The sequence below is a fragment of the Streptomyces sp. NBC_00090 genome, assembly GCF_045160815.1.
Taxonomy (GTDB): Bacteria; Actinomycetota; Actinomycetes; order Streptomycetales; family Streptomycetaceae; genus Streptomyces.
Genome location: NZ_CP108224.1, coordinates 1,006,467 through 1,022,153, shown reverse-complemented (window position 1 = coordinate 1,022,153; position 15,687 = coordinate 1,006,467). Strand labels below are relative to the sequence as shown.

General features: G+C 73.9%; 17 protein-coding genes. 8 read left to right on the top strand and 9 right to left on the bottom strand.

Translation table 11 applies throughout. From position 1 onward, the window contains the following. Positions 1-122: 122 nt before the first annotated feature. The 3 genes from OG361_RS04570 to OG361_RS04560 all read right to left on the bottom strand — a co-directional run bounded on the left by OG361_RS04570 (position 123) and on the right by OG361_RS04560 (position 2,527). Positions 123-803, bottom strand: coding sequence for an MBL fold metallo-hydrolase (locus OG361_RS04570; RefSeq protein WP_405851974.1), 681 nt, complete (start codon positions 801-803; stop codon positions 123-125). Between the two features lie 93 nt (positions 804-896). Further along, a complete protein-coding gene (locus tag OG361_RS04565; RefSeq protein WP_405851973.1) occupies positions 897-2,261 on the bottom strand; it encodes a dipeptidase in 1,365 nt (454 codons plus the stop codon). Between the two features lie 83 nt (positions 2,262-2,344). Further along, the gene (locus OG361_RS04560; RefSeq protein ID WP_405862067.1) at positions 2,345-2,527 is read right to left on the bottom strand and encodes a hypothetical protein; all 183 of its coding nucleotides are present in this window, start codon (positions 2,525-2,527) and stop codon (positions 2,345-2,347) included. Positions 2,528-2,648: 121 nt separating this feature from the next. Here OG361_RS04560 and OG361_RS04555 point away from each other — a divergent pair, with 121 nt between their 5' ends. After that, positions 2,649-4,028, top strand: a complete 1,380-nt coding sequence (locus tag OG361_RS04555; RefSeq protein ID WP_405851972.1) for a geranylgeranyl reductase family protein — start codon at positions 2,649-2,651, stop codon at positions 4,026-4,028. Between the two features lie 106 nt (positions 4,029-4,134). On the opposite strand, the gene OG361_RS04550 is transcribed toward OG361_RS04555, so the two are convergent. Beyond that, entirely contained in the window at positions 4,135-4,626 is a 492-nt protein-coding gene (locus OG361_RS04550; RefSeq protein WP_405851971.1) for a nitroreductase family deazaflavin-dependent oxidoreductase, read from the bottom strand. Between the two features lie 131 nt (positions 4,627-4,757). On the opposite strand from OG361_RS04550, the gene OG361_RS04545 reads away from it, so the two are divergent. The 3 genes from OG361_RS04545 to OG361_RS04535 all read left to right on the top strand — a co-directional run bounded on the left by OG361_RS04545 (position 4,758) and on the right by OG361_RS04535 (position 7,486). Then, complete coding sequence (locus OG361_RS04545) at positions 4,758-5,453, top strand: TetR/AcrR family transcriptional regulator (RefSeq protein ID WP_405851970.1); 696 nt, start codon at positions 4,758-4,760, stop codon at positions 5,451-5,453. Between the two features lie 147 nt (positions 5,454-5,600). Further along, positions 5,601-6,824, top strand: a complete 1,224-nt coding sequence (locus OG361_RS04540; protein WP_405851969.1) for a sensor histidine kinase — start codon at positions 5,601-5,603, stop codon at positions 6,822-6,824. Beyond that, complete coding sequence (locus OG361_RS04535) at positions 6,821-7,486, top strand: response regulator (RefSeq protein WP_405851968.1); 666 nt, start codon at positions 6,821-6,823, stop codon at positions 7,484-7,486. Before OG361_RS04540 ends, OG361_RS04535 begins: the two co-directional genes overlap by 4 nt. Before the next feature lie 109 nt (positions 7,487-7,595). On the opposite strand, the gene OG361_RS04530 is transcribed toward OG361_RS04535, so the two are convergent. After that, positions 7,596-9,146: an MFS transporter gene (locus OG361_RS04530; RefSeq protein WP_405851967.1), complete on the bottom strand. Its 1,551-nt coding sequence runs from the start codon at positions 9,144-9,146 to the stop codon at positions 7,596-7,598. Positions 9,147-9,234: 88 nt separating this feature from the next. On the opposite strand from OG361_RS04530, the gene OG361_RS04525 reads away from it, so the two are divergent. Continuing rightward, on the top strand, positions 9,235-9,633 hold the full coding sequence (locus tag OG361_RS04525; protein ID WP_405851965.1) for a MarR family winged helix-turn-helix transcriptional regulator: 399 nt from the start codon (positions 9,235-9,237) through the stop codon (positions 9,631-9,633). Between the two features lie 152 nt (positions 9,634-9,785). Here OG361_RS04525 and OG361_RS04520 read toward each other — a convergent pair whose 3' ends face one another. The 3 genes from OG361_RS04520 to OG361_RS04510 all read right to left on the bottom strand — a co-directional run bounded on the left by OG361_RS04520 (position 9,786) and on the right by OG361_RS04510 (position 12,367). Continuing rightward, positions 9,786-10,559 carry a maleylpyruvate isomerase family mycothiol-dependent enzyme gene (locus tag OG361_RS04520; RefSeq protein WP_405851964.1) on the bottom strand — a complete coding sequence of 258 codons (774 nt, stop codon included), beginning with the start codon at positions 10,557-10,559 and terminating at the stop codon, positions 9,786-9,788. Positions 10,560-10,628: 69 nt separating this feature from the next. Then, positions 10,629-10,976 carry an SCO4225 family membrane protein gene (locus OG361_RS04515; protein WP_405851963.1) on the bottom strand — a complete coding sequence of 116 codons (348 nt, stop codon included), beginning with the start codon at positions 10,974-10,976 and terminating at the stop codon, positions 10,629-10,631. A gap of 125 nt (positions 10,977-11,101) precedes the next feature. Then, positions 11,102-12,367: an MFS transporter gene (locus OG361_RS04510; RefSeq protein WP_405851962.1), complete on the bottom strand. Its 1,266-nt coding sequence runs from the start codon at positions 12,365-12,367 to the stop codon at positions 11,102-11,104. Between the two features lie 175 nt (positions 12,368-12,542). Between OG361_RS04510 and OG361_RS04505 the strand changes: the two genes are divergently transcribed. The 3 genes from OG361_RS04505 to OG361_RS04495 all read left to right on the top strand — a co-directional run bounded on the left by OG361_RS04505 (position 12,543) and on the right by OG361_RS04495 (position 15,004). Further along, positions 12,543-13,769, top strand: a complete 1,227-nt coding sequence (locus OG361_RS04505) for an ROK family protein (RefSeq protein WP_405851961.1) — start codon at positions 12,543-12,545, stop codon at positions 13,767-13,769. Between the two features lie 100 nt (positions 13,770-13,869). Continuing rightward, positions 13,870-14,142, top strand: a complete 273-nt coding sequence (locus OG361_RS04500) for a hypothetical protein (protein ID WP_405851959.1) — start codon at positions 13,870-13,872, stop codon at positions 14,140-14,142. 91 nt (positions 14,143-14,233) lie between these two features. Then, the gene (locus OG361_RS04495) at positions 14,234-15,004 is read left to right on the top strand and encodes an SAM-dependent methyltransferase (RefSeq protein WP_405851957.1); all 771 of its coding nucleotides are present in this window, start codon (positions 14,234-14,236) and stop codon (positions 15,002-15,004) included. 73 nt (positions 15,005-15,077) lie between these two features. On the opposite strand, the gene OG361_RS04490 is transcribed toward OG361_RS04495, so the two are convergent. After that, a complete protein-coding gene (locus OG361_RS04490) occupies positions 15,078-15,662 on the bottom strand; it encodes a DUF4865 family protein (protein WP_405851956.1) in 585 nt (194 codons plus the stop codon). Between the last annotated feature and the right edge of the window lie 25 nt (positions 15,663-15,687).

Genomic DNA, 15,687 nt, shown 5'->3' with positions numbered 1-15,687 from the left:
GGGTCCGGCGTCCGGGGCCCGGCGTCCGGCTAAGCCCCGGGGCGACGGGTTCATGATCACGAGGCTGTCTCCTCCGGTCCGCGGGGCCGGGGGGCGCGGTCGGCGGTGTGCGCCGGGGGCGTTCAGTCGACCGCCGCGGCCAGTCGGGCCGCCGTGTCCGAGGTCACCGGGGCGCCGTGGCCGCAGCAGAGGACCGAGGGGGCCAGCTTCGCGAGGCGGCGCATCGAGTCCATGGCGAGGGCGCGGTCGACGTGGAAGACGCCGAAGGTCACGCCCTGCACCGCCGCAACCGTGTCACCGGTGAACAGCACGCCGTGGCGCGGGAGATGGACCGCGAGGGAACCGGGGGTGTGGCCCGGGGTGTGGACCACCACCGCGCCGTCGCCGAAGCCGAGCTCCTCGCCGTCCTCCACCTCCCGGTCCACCCGGGTCGGCGGCGCCTCCGGCACGGTCATGCCGTGCTCGTACAGCGGGAGCTCCCAGTCCAGGAGGTCCGGCTCGGGGACCGGGGCCTCGCCCCGGATCACCGGTGCGTCGAGCCGGTGGGCGAGGATCTCGGCGCCGTGGCGGTCCGCCAGTTCCCGCGCCGCGCCCACGTGGTCCGGGTGGCAGTGGGTCAGCACGATCCTGCGCAGCAGGTCCGGGTCGAGCCCCGCCGCCCGGATCGCCGCCGTCGTCGCGTCCGCCGAACCGGCCCACCCGGCGTCGATGAGCGTCAGCTCCCGCTCGTCCTGCCAGAGGTAGGCCTGGCCGATGGAGAAGTCGAGGAGGTGCAGCCGAGGGGTGATCCTGATGAGTTCCATATGGCGAACCTACGCATCCGCGCAGGTCCGCCATATGGCTGTCCGCTCTCGGCGAGCTTCGCCGAGCGCTGAATCCGACCCGGTGTCAGACCGTCAGACCTGCTTCGAGCGGGCGTAGTTGACCAGGAAGTGCGCCTCGGCGACCGAGAGCCGCTCCAGCTCCTCGGGCGAGACCGACTCGTTGGGCGCGTGGATCTGCGCCTCCGGCTCGCTCAGGCCGATGAGCAGGATCTCCGCCTCCGGGTACAGCGTGGCCAGTGTGTTGCACAGCGGGATCGAGCCGCCCATGCCCGCCGTCTGCATCTCCTGACCGGGGTACGCGATCCTCATCGCCTCGGCCATCGACGCGTACGCCGGGCTCGACGTGTCCGCCTGGAAGGGCTGGCCCTGGCCGACCTGCTCCATGGACACCCGGGCGTTCCACGGCGTGTGCTTCTCGATGTGCGCGAAGAGCAGCTTCGTCGCCTCGGCCGCGTCCTGACCGGGCGGCACCCGCAGGCTGATCTGGGCGCGGGCCGACGCGGGGATCGACGGGGTCGCCCCGGCCACCGGGTGGCAGTCGATGCCGACGACGGTCACGGCCGGGCGCGCCCAGATCCGGTCCGCGACGGTGCCGGCGCCCGGCAGGGCCACGCCCGCGAGGACCTTGGCGTCCTTGCGGAAGTCCTGCTCCGGGTACTGGAGGCCCTCCCACGCCTTGTCACCGGGCAGGCCGTCGATGACGGTGGAGCCGTCGGGGCCGCGCAGCGAGTCGAGGACGCGGATCAGCGCGGCCAGCGCGTCCGGCGCGGCACCGCCGAACTGACCGGAGTGCAGGTTGCCCTCCAGGGTGTCGATCTGCACCCGGATCATCGTCATGCCGCGCAGCGTCGCGGTCACCGTCGGCAGACCCACCCGGAAGTTGCCCGCGTCGCCGATGACGATCGTGTCGGCCGCCAGCACCTCGGGGTGCTGCTCCGCGTACCGCTCGAGACCGCCGGTGCCCTGCTCCTCCGAACCCTCGACGATCACCTTGACCGTCACCGGGACGCCGCCGTTCGCCTTGAGGGCGCGCAGCGCGAGCAGGTGCAGGACGAACCCGCCCTTGCAGTCGGCCGTGCCGCGCCCGTACCAGCGGCCGTCCCGCTCGGTCAGCGTGAACGGCGGGGTCAGCCAGGCGGACTCGTCCAGCTTCGGCTGCACGTCGTAGTGCGCGTAGAGGAGGACGGTCGGGGCCCCGGCCGGGCCGGGCAGGATGCCGTACACGGCCTGCGAACCGTCGGGCGTGTCGAGCAGCGCCACGTCCTGGAAGTCCTCCGCGCGCAGCGCGTCCGCGACCCAGTTCGCCGCGGCCTCGCACTCGCTGCGGGGCGCCACGGCCTCGTCCGCCACCGACTCGAAGGCCACGAGCTCCGTGAGCTCGGCCTTGGCCCGGGGCATCAGGGACCGGACGGTCTCGGCGATCGGATTCGCGGTCATGGGCACGCTCCTGGTGGGTGCGACGTTACGACGTGGGGAGTGCGTTCGTCGTATGTCGTGGTACGGCGAACGCACCGTAGATCCTACGGCGCGGGGTCTCGACTACCGCGCCGTAGGATGCGTCGAGAGCAGACCACCGGTCGGATGCAGGAGCAGAAGCACATCGTGAGCAGCGAGCAGGTAGAGAACGCCGGTCCCGAGAACGCCGATTCCGAGCGCACCGCTCCTGAGAGTGCCGCTCCCCGAAACACGGCTCCCGAAAGCACGGTCCCGGAGAGCACGGTCCCGGAGGGCGCGGCGCAGGAGGGCGCGGACCCTGAGGGTACGGCTCCCGGAACCGCCGCCTCCGATGAGGTCGGCGCGGACGAGGCGGCGGAGGTCTGGGACGTGGTCGTGGTCGGCGCCGGCCCGGCCGGCGCGTCCGCGGCCTACGCGGCGGCCGTCGCGGGCCGGCGGGTCCTGCTCCTGGAGAAGTCGGAGCTGCCCCGGTACAAGACCTGCGGCGGCGGCATCATCGGTCCCTCCCGGGACTCGCTCCCGCCCGGCTTCGAACTGCCCCTGCAGGACCGGGTGCACGCCGTCACCTTCTCCCTGGACGGCCGCTTCGCCCGCACCCGCCGCTCGCGCCGGATGCTCTTCGGGCTCATCAACCGCCCCGAGTTCGACGCGCAGCTCGTCGAGCACGCGCAGAAGGCGGGCGCCGAACTGCGGACCGGCGCCACCGTGAGCCGGGTGGAGCAGCACGGCCCCTCCGTGCCGGACCGGCGGACCGTCGCCGTCGTCCTCGCCGACGGCAAGACCGTCCTCGCGCGCGCGGTCGTCGGTGCCGACGGCAGCGCCAGCCGCATAGGGGCGCATGTGGGGGTGAAGCTCGGTCAGGTCGACCTGGGCCTGGAGGCGGAGATCCCGGTGCCGCCGTCCGTGGCCGAGGACTGGAAGGGCCGCGTCCTCATCGACTGGGGTCCGATGCCCGGCAGTTACGGGTGGGTCTTCCCCAAGGGCGACACGCTGACCGTCGGCGTCATCTCGGCGCGCGGCGAGGGCGCCGCCACCAAGCGGTACATGGAGGACTTCGTCGCCCGGCTGGGCCTCGCAGGCTTCGAGCCCACGATCTCCTCCGGGCACCTCACGCGCTGCCGCACCGACGACTCGCCGCTCTCCCGTGGCCGGGTCCTCGTCTGCGGCGACGCGGCCGGGCTCCTGGAGCCGTGGACGCGCGAGGGCATCTCGTACGCGCTCCGCTCGGGACGTCTCGCGGGGGAGTGGGCGGTACGGGTCGCCGAGGCGAACGACGCGGTCGACGCCCGGCGGCAGGCCCTGAACTACGCGTTCGCCATCAAGGCCGGGCTCGGTGTGGAGATGGCGGTCGGGCGGCGGATGCTCGCGCTCTTCGAGCGGCGCCCGGGGCTGCTGCACGCGACCATCACGGGGCTGCGGCCCGCGTGGAACGCCTTCGCGGACATCACGCGGGGATCGGCCACGCTCGGCGGCATGGTCCGCTCGAACGGCATGGCCCGGCGGGCGCTGGAGATCCTGGACAAGCGGATGGACAGCTCGGCGGGTGTCGGCCCGGCGGGCCGGGGCGTCGGGCCGAAGGAGCGGACGGAGCCCGGGACGCAGTCGGGCACGGGGGCGGACACGGGGCCGGGCACAGGGTCGGACACGGAGGCGAACTCGAAGTCTGAGTCGAAGTCGGAGTCGAACTCGAAGTCGGAGGCGGGAGGCCGGGACGGGTCCGGGACCTCGGAGGCTTCCGGGGCGCTCTGAGATGCCTGACGCGTTCTGATGTGTTCTGAGGCGCTCCCAGCGTTCTGACGGATCCACCGGTACCGCGGTGGGTTCGATGCGTACGGGCCTCGCCGCCCCGGCCCGTTCATACGGCCGGGGTGGCGGGGCCCGTCGTCGTGATGCGGAAGACGGGGTGCTTCGGCGCGATGGCGCGGAGCTCCGCCTCGGAGGAGTCGGGGCCGATCCCGCCGAAGAAGACGCCGACCTCGGCCTTCCAGCGCTTGAGGTAGGCGCGGAGCAGCGGGGGCTTGTCGTCGTCGGCGACCTCGACGGCGGTGAACGCCTCCGCGTGCTTGCCGAGGTGCAGCTGCCCGCCGCCGGCGGCGCGCATGTTGTGGGTCCACTGGACGTGGCCGCGCGGGGCCACGAGGTACTGGGCGCCGTCCACCGTCAGGAGGTTGACGGGGGTGCGGCGCCATTCGCCGCTCTTGCGGCCGCGGACCGCGAGGACGCGGGAGCCCCAGACGCTGATGCCACGGCGGGTCATCCAGGCGACGGCGCGGTTGACGACGTTGATCGTGAACCAGCCGGGCTTGATGACGTGGGAGCCGGCGGGGGTGGCGGGCTGAGCAGACATGGGTTTCCTCCCGGAGAATCAAAGTGTGAGCAGTGCTCTCGCTCAGGTCCAGTCTGCACGGAGCGGTGCTCTGATGCAAGAGCACCGCTCTCGTATTGGATCGATGCTCTGCGAATGGCACACTGCTCTCCATGACCACCGTCAGAGGAGCCCGCGCCCGCGCCCGTATCGAGATCACCGCTGCCATCAAGGCCGAGGCCCGTACCCAGCTCGCCGCCGAGGGCGCCGCGAAACTGTCCCTGCGCGCCGTCGCCCGTGAGCTGGGCATGGTGTCCTCCGCGCTCTACCGGTACTTCCCCAGCCGCGACGACCTGCTCACCGCCCTCATCGTCGACGCCTACGACGCCGTGGGCGCCGCCGCCGAGAGGGCCGCCGCCGAGGCCGCCGGGGAGCGTCCCCTCGTCCGCTGGACCGCCGCCTGCCGGGCCGTCCGCGCCTGGGCCGTCGCGCACCCGCACGAGTACGCCCTGATCTACGGTTCCCCCGTCCCCGGCTACACCGCACCCCAGGACACCAACGCCCCCGCCGCCCGCGTCGGACTCGTCCTCGTCGACATCGCCCGCGAGGCCCACCGGGGCGAGGGCGTCGCCCTCCCCCCGCTCCCGGACTCCCTCCTCCCCGAGGCCGTCCGCCTCACCGCCGACATGGCCCCGGACCTCCCCCCGGCCCTCGGCGTCGCCCTGGTGGCGGCCTGGTCCCAGCTCTTCGGCCTGGTCTCCTTCGAGGTCTTCGGCCAGTTCCACCGCGTCGTCGAGGACCGCGACGCCTTCTTCACGACGGCCGCCCGCCGCCTGGGCCAGGACGTGGGCCTGCTCCCGCGCGCCTGAGCCGCCCCCGCTCGACGCCCCCGCCCGGCGCGCCGACCCACCCGCGTCCCGGCGCCGTCCTCGGTGCCGCCTACTCCGGAGGGAGTACGGGCAACCACCCCACCGGGGTGACGTCCTCCCGGGGCGGGCGCGGCTAGCGTGGCGGGTATGGACGAGGAGCGGACCGCCGGGCGCGGTGTCGAAGGGCCGGGCCGGGCGCCGTGGGGGTGGTGGGCCGAGGAACGGGACACGGGCGGGCTGCCGTGGAGGTCCACGCTGGTGATCGCCGTACTGGTCATGGCGGGGACCGGCTTCGCCGGGCGGAACCAGCCCGACCGTGAGGCGCTCGACCTCCTCGGACGCGGCCTGCTGCTGTTCGGGGCCGCGCTCCTGGTGTTCCGTCACCGCAGGCCCGTACCCGTCGTGTTCGGCGTCGCGGCCGTCACCCTCGGCTACCTCGCGGCCGGTTACCCGTACGGCCCGGTCTTCGTCATGGTCGCCGTCGCCTGCTTCGCCGCCGTCGTCCAGGGGCACAGGACCGCCGCCTGGTGGGCCCTCGGCCTGCTGTGGGCGGGCCATCTGCTGCTCTCGCACTGGCTCTACCGGTGGCTGCCCCCGACGGGTGACGGTCCCGCCCCCTGGGGCCAGGAGCTTCCCGCGGGGGCCTTCGCCGTCGCCGTGCTCGCCGCCTCCGAGCTGGTACGGGTCAGGCGCGAGCAGTGGGCGCAGCAGCGGGCGGAGCGGGCCGCCGCCGAGCGGCGCCGCGCCGACGCGGAGCGGCTCCGCATCGCCAGGGAACTCCACGACGTGCTCGCCCACTCGATCTCCGTGATCAACGTGCAGGCGGGGGTCGGTCTCGCCCTGCTCGACTCCCACCCCGAACAGGCCCGCTCCGCGCTGACCACCATCAAGGCGGCGAGCAAGGAGGCGCTGGGCGAGGTGCGCCAGGTCCTCGACACCCTCCGTACCCCCGGCGACGCCCCCCGCGCCCCGGCACCCGGCCTCGGCCGCCTCCCCGAACTCGTCGAGCAGGCCGGCGCCGCCGGCCTGACCGTCACCGTCACGACGAGCGGCCCGCCCGCCGCCGCGCTGCCGCCCGGCGCCGACCTCGCGGCCTTCCGGATCGTGCAGGAGGCTCTCACCAACGTCGTCCGCCACTCCGGCTCCCGCACCGCCCGGGTGGAGATCGGGCACGGTCCCGGACGCCTGGACCTGCGCGTCGACGACGACGGGCCCGCCACCGGCACCGAGGCGGGCGGCAGCGGCAACGGACTTGCCGGAATGCGGGAGCGGGCCGCCGCGCTCGGTGGCACGATCGAGGCGGGCGGCCGGCCGGACGGCGGATTCCGCGTCCACGCCGTGCTCCCGCTCCGTCCGGAGGAGACCCCGTGATCCGTGTGCTGCTCGCCGACGACCAGTCGCTGGTCCGCGCCGGGTTCCGTGCGCTGCTCGACGCCCAGCCGGACATCGAGGTGGTGGGGGAGGCCGCGGACGGCGGCGAGGCGGTGGAACGGGTCCGGGCGCTGCGCCCCGACGTCGTCCTCATGGACATCCGGATGCCGCGGCTCGACGGCCTGGAGGCGACCCGGCGCATCACCGACGACCCGGACCTCGGCGAGGTACGGGTCGTCATGCTGACCACCTTCGAACTCGACGAGTACGTCTTCGAGGCGATCCGCGCCGGCGCCTCCGGCTTCCTCGTCAAGGACACCGAACCGGAGGAGCTGCTGCGGGCGGTGCGGGCCGTCGTCCACGGGGACGCGCTGCTCTCCCCGGGCGTCACCCGCCGGCTGATCGAGGAGTTCGCGGCCCGCTCCAAGGCCCCGGCGGCCACCGCCGCGCTCGGTGCGCTGACCGAGCGGGAGCGGGAGGTGATGGCCCTCGTGGGCATCGGCCTGTCGAACGAGGAGATCGCCCGCCGACTGGTCGTCAGCCCGCTCACCGCGAAGACCCATGTGAGCCGCGCGATGGTGAAGCTGGGCGCCCGGGACCGGGCCCAACTCGTCGTGCTCGCCTACGAGTCGGGACTCGTGCGGCCGGGCTGGCTGGGCTGAGGCTCCGCACGGAGCCCCTGGTCCGGCCCCAGCCCACCCAGCCCAGCCGGCCCCCAGCCCCAGCCTCCGGCCCAGTAGGTCTCCAGCCCCCGGCCCAGTCGACCCGGGCTCAGTCGCGGACCGCGACCTTCGCCGGCGAGTCCGCGGACGTGGAGTCCGCAGACGTGGAGTCCGTGGACGTGGAGTTCTCGGGTGTGGAGCGCGCCACCACGACCGACTCGGTGACGTGCGGCGTGGTGGCCTTCCCCCGCTTCCGGAGCCCCGGCAGCGTGATCAGGAGTCCGGCAAGGGCGATGACCGTGACCACGGCCAGACCCGGGCGGAAGCTGTCCAGGGCCGCCTGCGGGGAGGCCGACGCGTCCCCGTCCGCGGTGATGACGGCGGTGATCACGGCGAGGAAGAGCGCGCCGCCGACCTGGATCGAGGTGTTGAGCAGACCGGAGACCATGCCCTGCTCGTGGTCGTCCACGCCGTTGGTGGCCTGGATGTTGAGCGAGGGGAAGACCAGGGCGCAGGCGGCGCCGAGGAGCAGCATGGAGGGCAGGATCACGGCCGCGTACTGCGGGGTCAGGGAGATCCGCAGGAAGAGGGCGTACGCGACGACCAGCAGTGTGAAGCCCACGGCGATCACCCGGGGCGTGCCGAAGCGGTCCACGAGCCCGCCGATCTTCGTGGAGGAGAGCGCCACGAGCGCACCGGCCGGGAGGAACGCGAGCGCCGTCTGGAGCGCGGACCAGCCGAGCAGCGACTGCATGTACTGGGTCACGATGAACTGGAAGGCCACGTACGAGCCGAAGAACGCCGCCGCGCCGAGCTGGGCCCGGACCTGGGAGCCGGAACGCAGGACCCCGAGCCGTACGAGCGGGCTCGCGCTGCGCCGTTCGACCAGGACGAAGGTGACGAGGAGGGCGGCGGCCAGCAGGAACGACAGCAGGGTGCGGGCGGAGGTCCAGCCGACCTCGGGGGCCTGGACGACGGTGAAGACGAGCAGCAGCATCGCGGCCGTGCCGGTGACGGCGCCCGGCAGGTCGTAGCCGCCGGAGGAGTTCTCGCGGGGGCTGTGCGGGATGAGGCGCAGCGCGAAGACGAGGGCGATCAGGGCGACCGGGGCGGGGAGCAGCATGGTCCAGCGCCAGCTCAGTTCGGTGAGCAGACCGGAGAGGACCAGGCCCATGGAGAAGCCGGTGGCGGCGCAGGTGGTGTAGATCGACAGGGCACGGTTGCGCTGCGGGCCCTCCTTGAAGGTCGTCGTGATGATCGACAGACCGGCGGGGGCGGTGAAGGCGGCGCTGAGGCCCTTGATGAACCGGCTGGCGATCAGGAGCGGTCCGGAGTCGACGAGTCCGCCGAGCAGGGAGGCGATCGCGAAGACGGCGAGCGCGATCAGGAAGACCCGGCGGCGGCCGAGGAGGTCGGCCGCTCGGCCGCCGAGGAGCAGCAGGCCGCCGTAGCCGAGGATGTAGCCGCTCACGATCCACTGGAGGGTGGCGGTGGAGAGGTCGAGGTCGGTGGCGATCGAGGGCAGGGCGACGCCGACCATCGAGACGTCGAGGGCGTCGAGGAACATCGCGGCGCAGAGGACGAGGAGGGTGCCCCAGAGCCGCGGGCTCCAGCGTTCCTGCGCGGCGGCCGTGGGTGCGGCGGTGAGCGGAGAGGTCATGCGCAGCACGGTACATGCACGTGCATTGAATGCAAACGCATTTAATTCCTGTGCAACAAAAGAGGTCGTTTCTGCTAACGTGCGGGTCATGGCAGCGAACAAGTCCGAACGCGCGCTCGTGGACGAGTGGCGTGACGTCCTCGCCCTGCACGCCCGGACGACCTGTGAGCTCGACCGGGCCCTCCATCCGCACGGGCTCGGCGCCAGCGACTTCGAGGTCCTCGACGTCCTCGCCGAGGGCGCGGCCGAGGACGGCCCGGCCTCCTGGCGCGTCCAGGAGCTCGCCGGGCGGGTCCATCTCAGCCAGAGTGCGCTGTCCCGGCTCGTCGCACGCCTGGAGAAGGACGGCCTGGTGCTGCGGGGGATGTGCCACGAGGACCGGCGCGGCGTCCGGGTGCGGCTCACGGAGAAGGGACTCGCGCGTCACGCCGAGGTCCTGCCGCTCCAGCGCGAGGTCCTGACCCGGATGCTGAACAGCGGCTCCTGACCCCGGACGCCGGGTCCGCGGCTCCTGACCCCGGACGCCCGGGTCCGCGGCTCGTGACCGCGGGCGCGCCGGACGCGGCTCCCGATCCCGGACGCCGAGCCCTGAAGGGTTCGGCGCCCTGCCCCGGCCTCAGGACCGCCCCGCCCCCAACCTCAGGACCAAGTGATCCCTGAGTTCTCGCGCCACAGCCGGGCGAGAGTCTCGTCCCCGGTGAGCTCCACGGCGCCGGCCGGCAGCCGGTTCCAGAGGCTGAGGTACAGCCGGCCGACGGGGCCGCTCAGCTCCGTGTCCACGGGCTTTCCGGTGTCGTCGTCCTCCGCCGTGGCCCGGGAGCCCCGCTCCGTCCGGGGCGGTTCCGTCTCGGACAGGCGTACGGTCCAGACATCACCCGTGTCGGTGGTGCGCACCCGCAGGGTCCGCGGCTCGGGTGTGCGCACCCGGCTGCGGTCGCGGCCGTGGAAGCTGCACAGCAGTTCGTCGATCCCGTCGACGGCGAGCGCCGGGGAGACCGTCCCCGGGCCGGTCGCGAGCGCCGACTCGGCGTCCGCGCGGTGGACGGTCGTCTCGTGCGCCTGCCGCCGCGCCCAGAAGGCGAGCGGCGAGGGCGCGGGGAGGAAGGTCCAGCACTCCAGCTCCTCCGGTGCCGCGCGCAGGGCGGCGACGAGGCCCGCGTGCCCCTCCCGGTAGTACGCCAGCAACTCGTCGCCGTCGAGAGCCGGTTCGCCGCCGCCCGGGTGGTACTCGGTGTGCCCCTCGACCACGAAGGTCGTGGCCCAGCGGTGCACCATCGTCGTGTGGCGGAGGAGGTCCCGGACCCGCCACCCCGGGCAGGTCGGTACCTCCGCGTCGGGTCCGGCCTCGGAAGCCGCCTCCGCGAGGGCCCGGCCGGCCGTCTCCAGCGCCTCGACGTGTTCCGTGATCTTCATGGTTCCCCATCCCCTGGTGGTTGTGCCCAAGGGGCGGATTCTGGCAGGAGCGGGCGCCGGCCGGCGGGCTCACGGGGCCGATCGCCGGCGCCGCTCGCGTACGACTTCGGTGATCGCGCCGTGGACCGCCCCGATGACGAGCGACTGGACGAGCGCGGACACGAGCAGGAGGGCGCCGATCGTCCAGAGCGAGAGCGGGTCCGCCGAGGTGGAGTCGACCAGCGGGGAGAGGAGCACCAGGCTGGTCGGCAGGGTGACAAAGAAGAGCCAGACGCCCACCAGGCCGCCGGAGGCCTGGGTGACGACGAGGTCGTACGCCACGATGCCCGAGATCGCCGCGACGAGACAGAGATACGCGAGCGACGCCGTGTTGGTGAAGGCGAGCCGGACGAACGTCCGCGGGTGCCGGTTGGTCATCGCGACTCCTCGTGCGCGGCGGAACGCCCGCCGCTTCGACAGCGCTTCCCCCGGGCCTGGTCGGTTGCCTCCCGGGGTGCTCCCATCGTGCGGCGGAACGCTCCGGCCCGCGTGAGTACGGCTACTCAACTCGTCTGCTGAGCACCCGCGTTCCGTGCCCAGTACCCCATCGCCGCGGCGCCGGCGGCGAGCACCGCGACCGTGGTGAGCGCGACCGGCAGGGAGAACCAGTCGGCGAGGAACCCGATGGACGGCGGGCCGAGGAGCATGCCGCCGTAACCGAGGGTGGAGGCCGTCGCCACCCCGCTGGGACCCGCGATCGCACCGGCGCGGGCGACGGCGACGGGGAAGATGTTGGCGAGGCCGAGCCCCGTGACCGCGAAGCCGAGCAGGGTGGCCCAGACGGTCGGGGCGAGTGCGCCGAGGAGCATCCCGGCGGCGGCCGTGACCCCTCCCGCGACGAGCGTACGGGTCTGGCCGAGCCGTTCCAGGAGAAGCGTCCCGGAGAGCCGGCCGGCGGTCATGGTCAGGGCGAAGACGGAGTATCCGGCCGCCGCCACCCCGGGATGGGCGCCCAGGTCCTGTTCGAGGTGGAGCGCGCCCCAGTCGGCCAGCGCCCCTTCGCCGTACGCCGTGCAGAGCGCGATCACGCCGAAGACGAGGACGGTACGGCGTGCCGCCGCCGACGGCTTTTCCGCTGCCGAAGGCCTTCCCGCGCCGGAGGGCTTACCGGGCCCGGCGTGCGCTCCGCGCGGGAGGGCCTCCGGCGCCACGGGGGCGGGGTGGCGCAGGAGCACGGGCCCGGCGGCTGCCGTCAGGGCCAGACCCACGACCGTGAGCCCGAGGAGGTGGGTGGTGGGGGACAGGCTCCCGGCGAGGAGCCCGCCGATGCCCGCGCCGAGCATGCCGCCGAGGCTGAACGCGGCGTGGAAGCTCGGCATCACGGGGCGCCGCAGGGCGGTCACCAGATCCACGGCCGCGCTGTTCATGGCGACGTTGATCCCGCCGTACGCGGCTCCGAAGACGAGCAGGACGAGGCCGAGGGCGAGCGGGGAGCGGGTGAGCGCCGGCAGGGCGACCGAGAGGGAGAGCAGTACGGCGGTGGCGACGGTGACGGCGTGGCTGCCGTAGCGGCGGCAGAGCCGGCCGGTCAGGGTCATGGTCACGACGGCGCCTGCCGACACACCGAGGAGGGCGAGCCCGAGGTCGCCGGCCGAGGCGCCGGTCTGCTGCTTGACGGCGGGGATGCGGACCACCCAGCCGGCGAAGAGGAATCCGTCGAGGGCGAAGAAGAGGGTCAGGGCGGAGCGGAGGCGGGACAGGGAGTGGATGGCGGTGTCTCCGCCGAGGCCCCCCGTTGCGGCCGTCCGTACTTTGTTTAGTAGCGGCACAAACTCAGGATAGGGGTCGACGGGCCCTGGTTTCAACCTGCCGGGTCCGGGCTCGTGGGCCGGTCGGTGGTGGGCCCGGGATCGTCCCCGTCGGCACCGGCCCGGGGGTGCGGGTCAGGGGAGTCGGGGCGGGGCCGGGTCCGGCGCGCGCCCCGATCATGGGAGACTCGCCCCCATGAACGGCAAGGCGACGACGACCCGGACACGGCTGGACAGGGGGCGCAACGCGCTCGGCCCCGCGCTGGAACTGGTACACACCGGCAGGGCTCCGACGCGGGCCGTCCTCACCGCCGAACTCGGCGTCACCCGGGCCACCGCGGGCGCGGTCGCCGCCGAGCTGGAGGCGCTCGGCCTCATCCGCGTCGACTCCAACCCCGGCGCCGCCGCCGGCTCCCAGGGCCGCCCCTCCCACCGGCTCGCCGTCGACGAGAAGGGGCCCGTCGCCCTCGCCGCCCAGGTGCACGCGGACGGCTTCCGCGCAGCCCTCGTCGGTCTCGGCGGCACCATCGTCGCCACCGCCCCCGGCTGCGTCACCGTCTCCGCCGACCCCGCCCAGGTCCTGGGTGCCGTGGTCGACGCCGGGGCCACCCTGCTCCGGGAGAGCGGCCGCCGCTGCGTCGGCGCCGGACTCGCCGCGCCCTCCGCCGTCGCCGAACCCGAGGGCACCGCGCTCAACCCGCTCCACCTCGCCTGGCCCGCCGGGGCGCCGGTCCGGGAGATCTTCGCCGAGCGGGTGCGGGCCGCCGGGATCGAGGGCCCGGCCTTCACCGGGAACGACGTCAACCTCGCCGCCCTCGCCGAGCACCGCCACGGCGCGGGGCGCGGCGCCCGTGACCTCCTCTGTGTGGCCACCGGCCACCGGGGCGTCGGCGGCGCGCTCGTCCTCGACGGACGCCTGCACACCGGCAGCTCGGGGCTCGCCCTGGAGGTCGGCCATCTGACGGTCAATCCGGAGGGGCGTCCCTGCCACTGCGGCAGCCGCGGGTGCCTCGACGTCGAGACCGACCCGCTCGCCTTCCTCACGGTCGCGGGCCGGGACCCCGGCCCCGAGGTCTCACTGCTCCAGCAGGCCCGTGACCTGCTGCGGACGAGCCCGGACGACCCGGGCGTCCGGGTGGCCGTGGGGGAGTTGATCGACCGGCTGGGGCTCGGTCTCGCCGGTCTGGTGAACATCCTCAACCCGGACCGGATCATCCTCGGCGGGCTCCACCGCGAGCTCCTCGACGCCGACCCCGAACGCCTCCGCGCGGTCGTCGCCGACCGCAGCCTCTGGGGCCGCAGCGGCGGCGTACCGATCCTCCCCTGCACCCTGGACCACAACAGCCTGGTCGGCGCGGCCGAGCTGGCCTGGCAGCCGGTGCTGGACGATCCGCTGGTCGCGCTGGGCCGGGAGTCCGCCTGAGGCCACCGGCCGGGTCGCCGACGGCTGGCTCCCCGGTCACGCGGCGGACTGGCTCAGCGAGCGGTACCGGACCTCGCGGCCGGTCGTCGACGAGGCGGCGGTGGGTGCGGGCCGCGACCCGCGCGAGATCCGCACCGTCTTCAACTTCCCGGGACGCATCACCGATCGGCCGCTGACCGCCACGCGCGACGAGGACGGGCGCTGGATCGGCGGCTCCGTCGACCAGTGGGTGGAGGAGCTCACCGGGGCCGTCCTGGAGCACGGCGCCTCGGGCTTCGTCCTCTTCTCACCCGGCGGCGGCACACAGGACATCGACTCCCTCGCATGCTGGGGCCGCGAGATCGCCCCGGCCGTCCGCGAGGCCGGCGCCTAAGGAGCACGGCTGACGGACGCGGCCGAAGGGGAAACGCGGACTTCGGAAAACCGCTGGTCGGTGGAGGCCGTACGACGTAACGTTCCGCCTCATGATCACTTCCGACTCCGATCTTCCCCCGCGCCTCGGCAACCTCACCTTCCACGGGCCGCTCTCCGATGCCCGCGCCACCCGCATGATCGAACGGCTCGCCGCCGCGGAGCCGGCCGATGTCCTCGACATCGGTTGCGGCTGGGGCGAGTTGCTCCTGCGTGTCCTGGAGAACACCCCGGGGGCCAAGGGGACCGGGATCGACATCAACGCCGAGGACCTGGCCCGCGGCCGGGCCCTCGCCGAGGAGCGCGGTCTCGCCGAACGGGTGGCCTTCGTCGAGGAGTCGGCGCTCGGCACCGACCGCGGCCCCGTCGACGCGATCCTCTGTCTCGGTTCGAGCCAGGCGCTCTGCGACCCCGACCAGCCGCACGACCCCGCCGCCGCCCTCCGCGAACTGCGCCGCCTGGTCCGGCCCGGCGGCCGGGTCGTCCTCGGCGAGGGCTTCTGGGAGCGCACCCCTACGGACGAGGAGCTGGCCGGCATGTGGCCCGGCGCGAACGCCGGCGACCACCTCTCCCTCGGCTCCCTCGTGGACCTCGCGATCGAGGCGGGGTTCCGTCCCGCGTGGATCGAGACGGCGAGCAGCGAGGAGTGGGAGGAGTTCGAGTCCGGCTACCGCTACGACACCGAGGTCTGGCTCGCCGCCCACCCCGACCACCCGCTCGCCGCCGAGACCCGTGAGCGCGTCGACCGGCAGCGGTCGACCTGGCTGAACGGCTACCGCCGTGTCCTCGGCATCACGTACCTGACCCTCGTCGCCGTGGGCTGAGACCGGCCCGCGACCGGATCCGGCCGAGACCGGCCCCGAGACCGGATGCGGCCGAGACCGGCCCCCGACCGGATCACCACCGCCGCCCGGCCCCCAACTCCCCGCGACCGGGGGCCGACAGGTGCAGCACCTGGAAGCGCTCGCCCTCGTCGGCGGGCGCTTCCGTGGCCGCCCACAGGGTGAAGGAGAGCAGCTCCCAGTGGCGCGGGTCCACCGCCAGGGCGGAGGCCACCACCCCGTCCCGGCGCGCCTCCCGCGCGTGCCGGTCCACCGCGTCCGCCACGGCCTCGCCGGGCGGGACCCCCTCCCCGAGCGGCGTCCTGCGGCGCGTCGCGGTGCGGGGAGCCGCCGCGGCCGCCGGTCCCTCCTCGTACGACAGGCCCGTCCAGTGCTGCACCACGGGCCGGCCGAAGTCGTTCACGATGCCCTGGAAACCCGGCCCCCAGAGGAAGGAGTTCATGCCTTCGGCGGTGGCCCAGAGATAGAACGGCGCGTACTGGTCGACCGGCGACCCGGCCTCCCGCTCCCGGATCAGATAGGCCTTCAGACCGAGACCGGGGAAGGAGTCGAGCAGATGCCCCTTCGTCGCGACCCGTTCGCGGATGATCCCCATGTCGTAGTCGGCAGGCAGAGTGATCTCGTACTGCATCGCGTGCACGGAACGGTCTCCGGTTCTCTCGGGT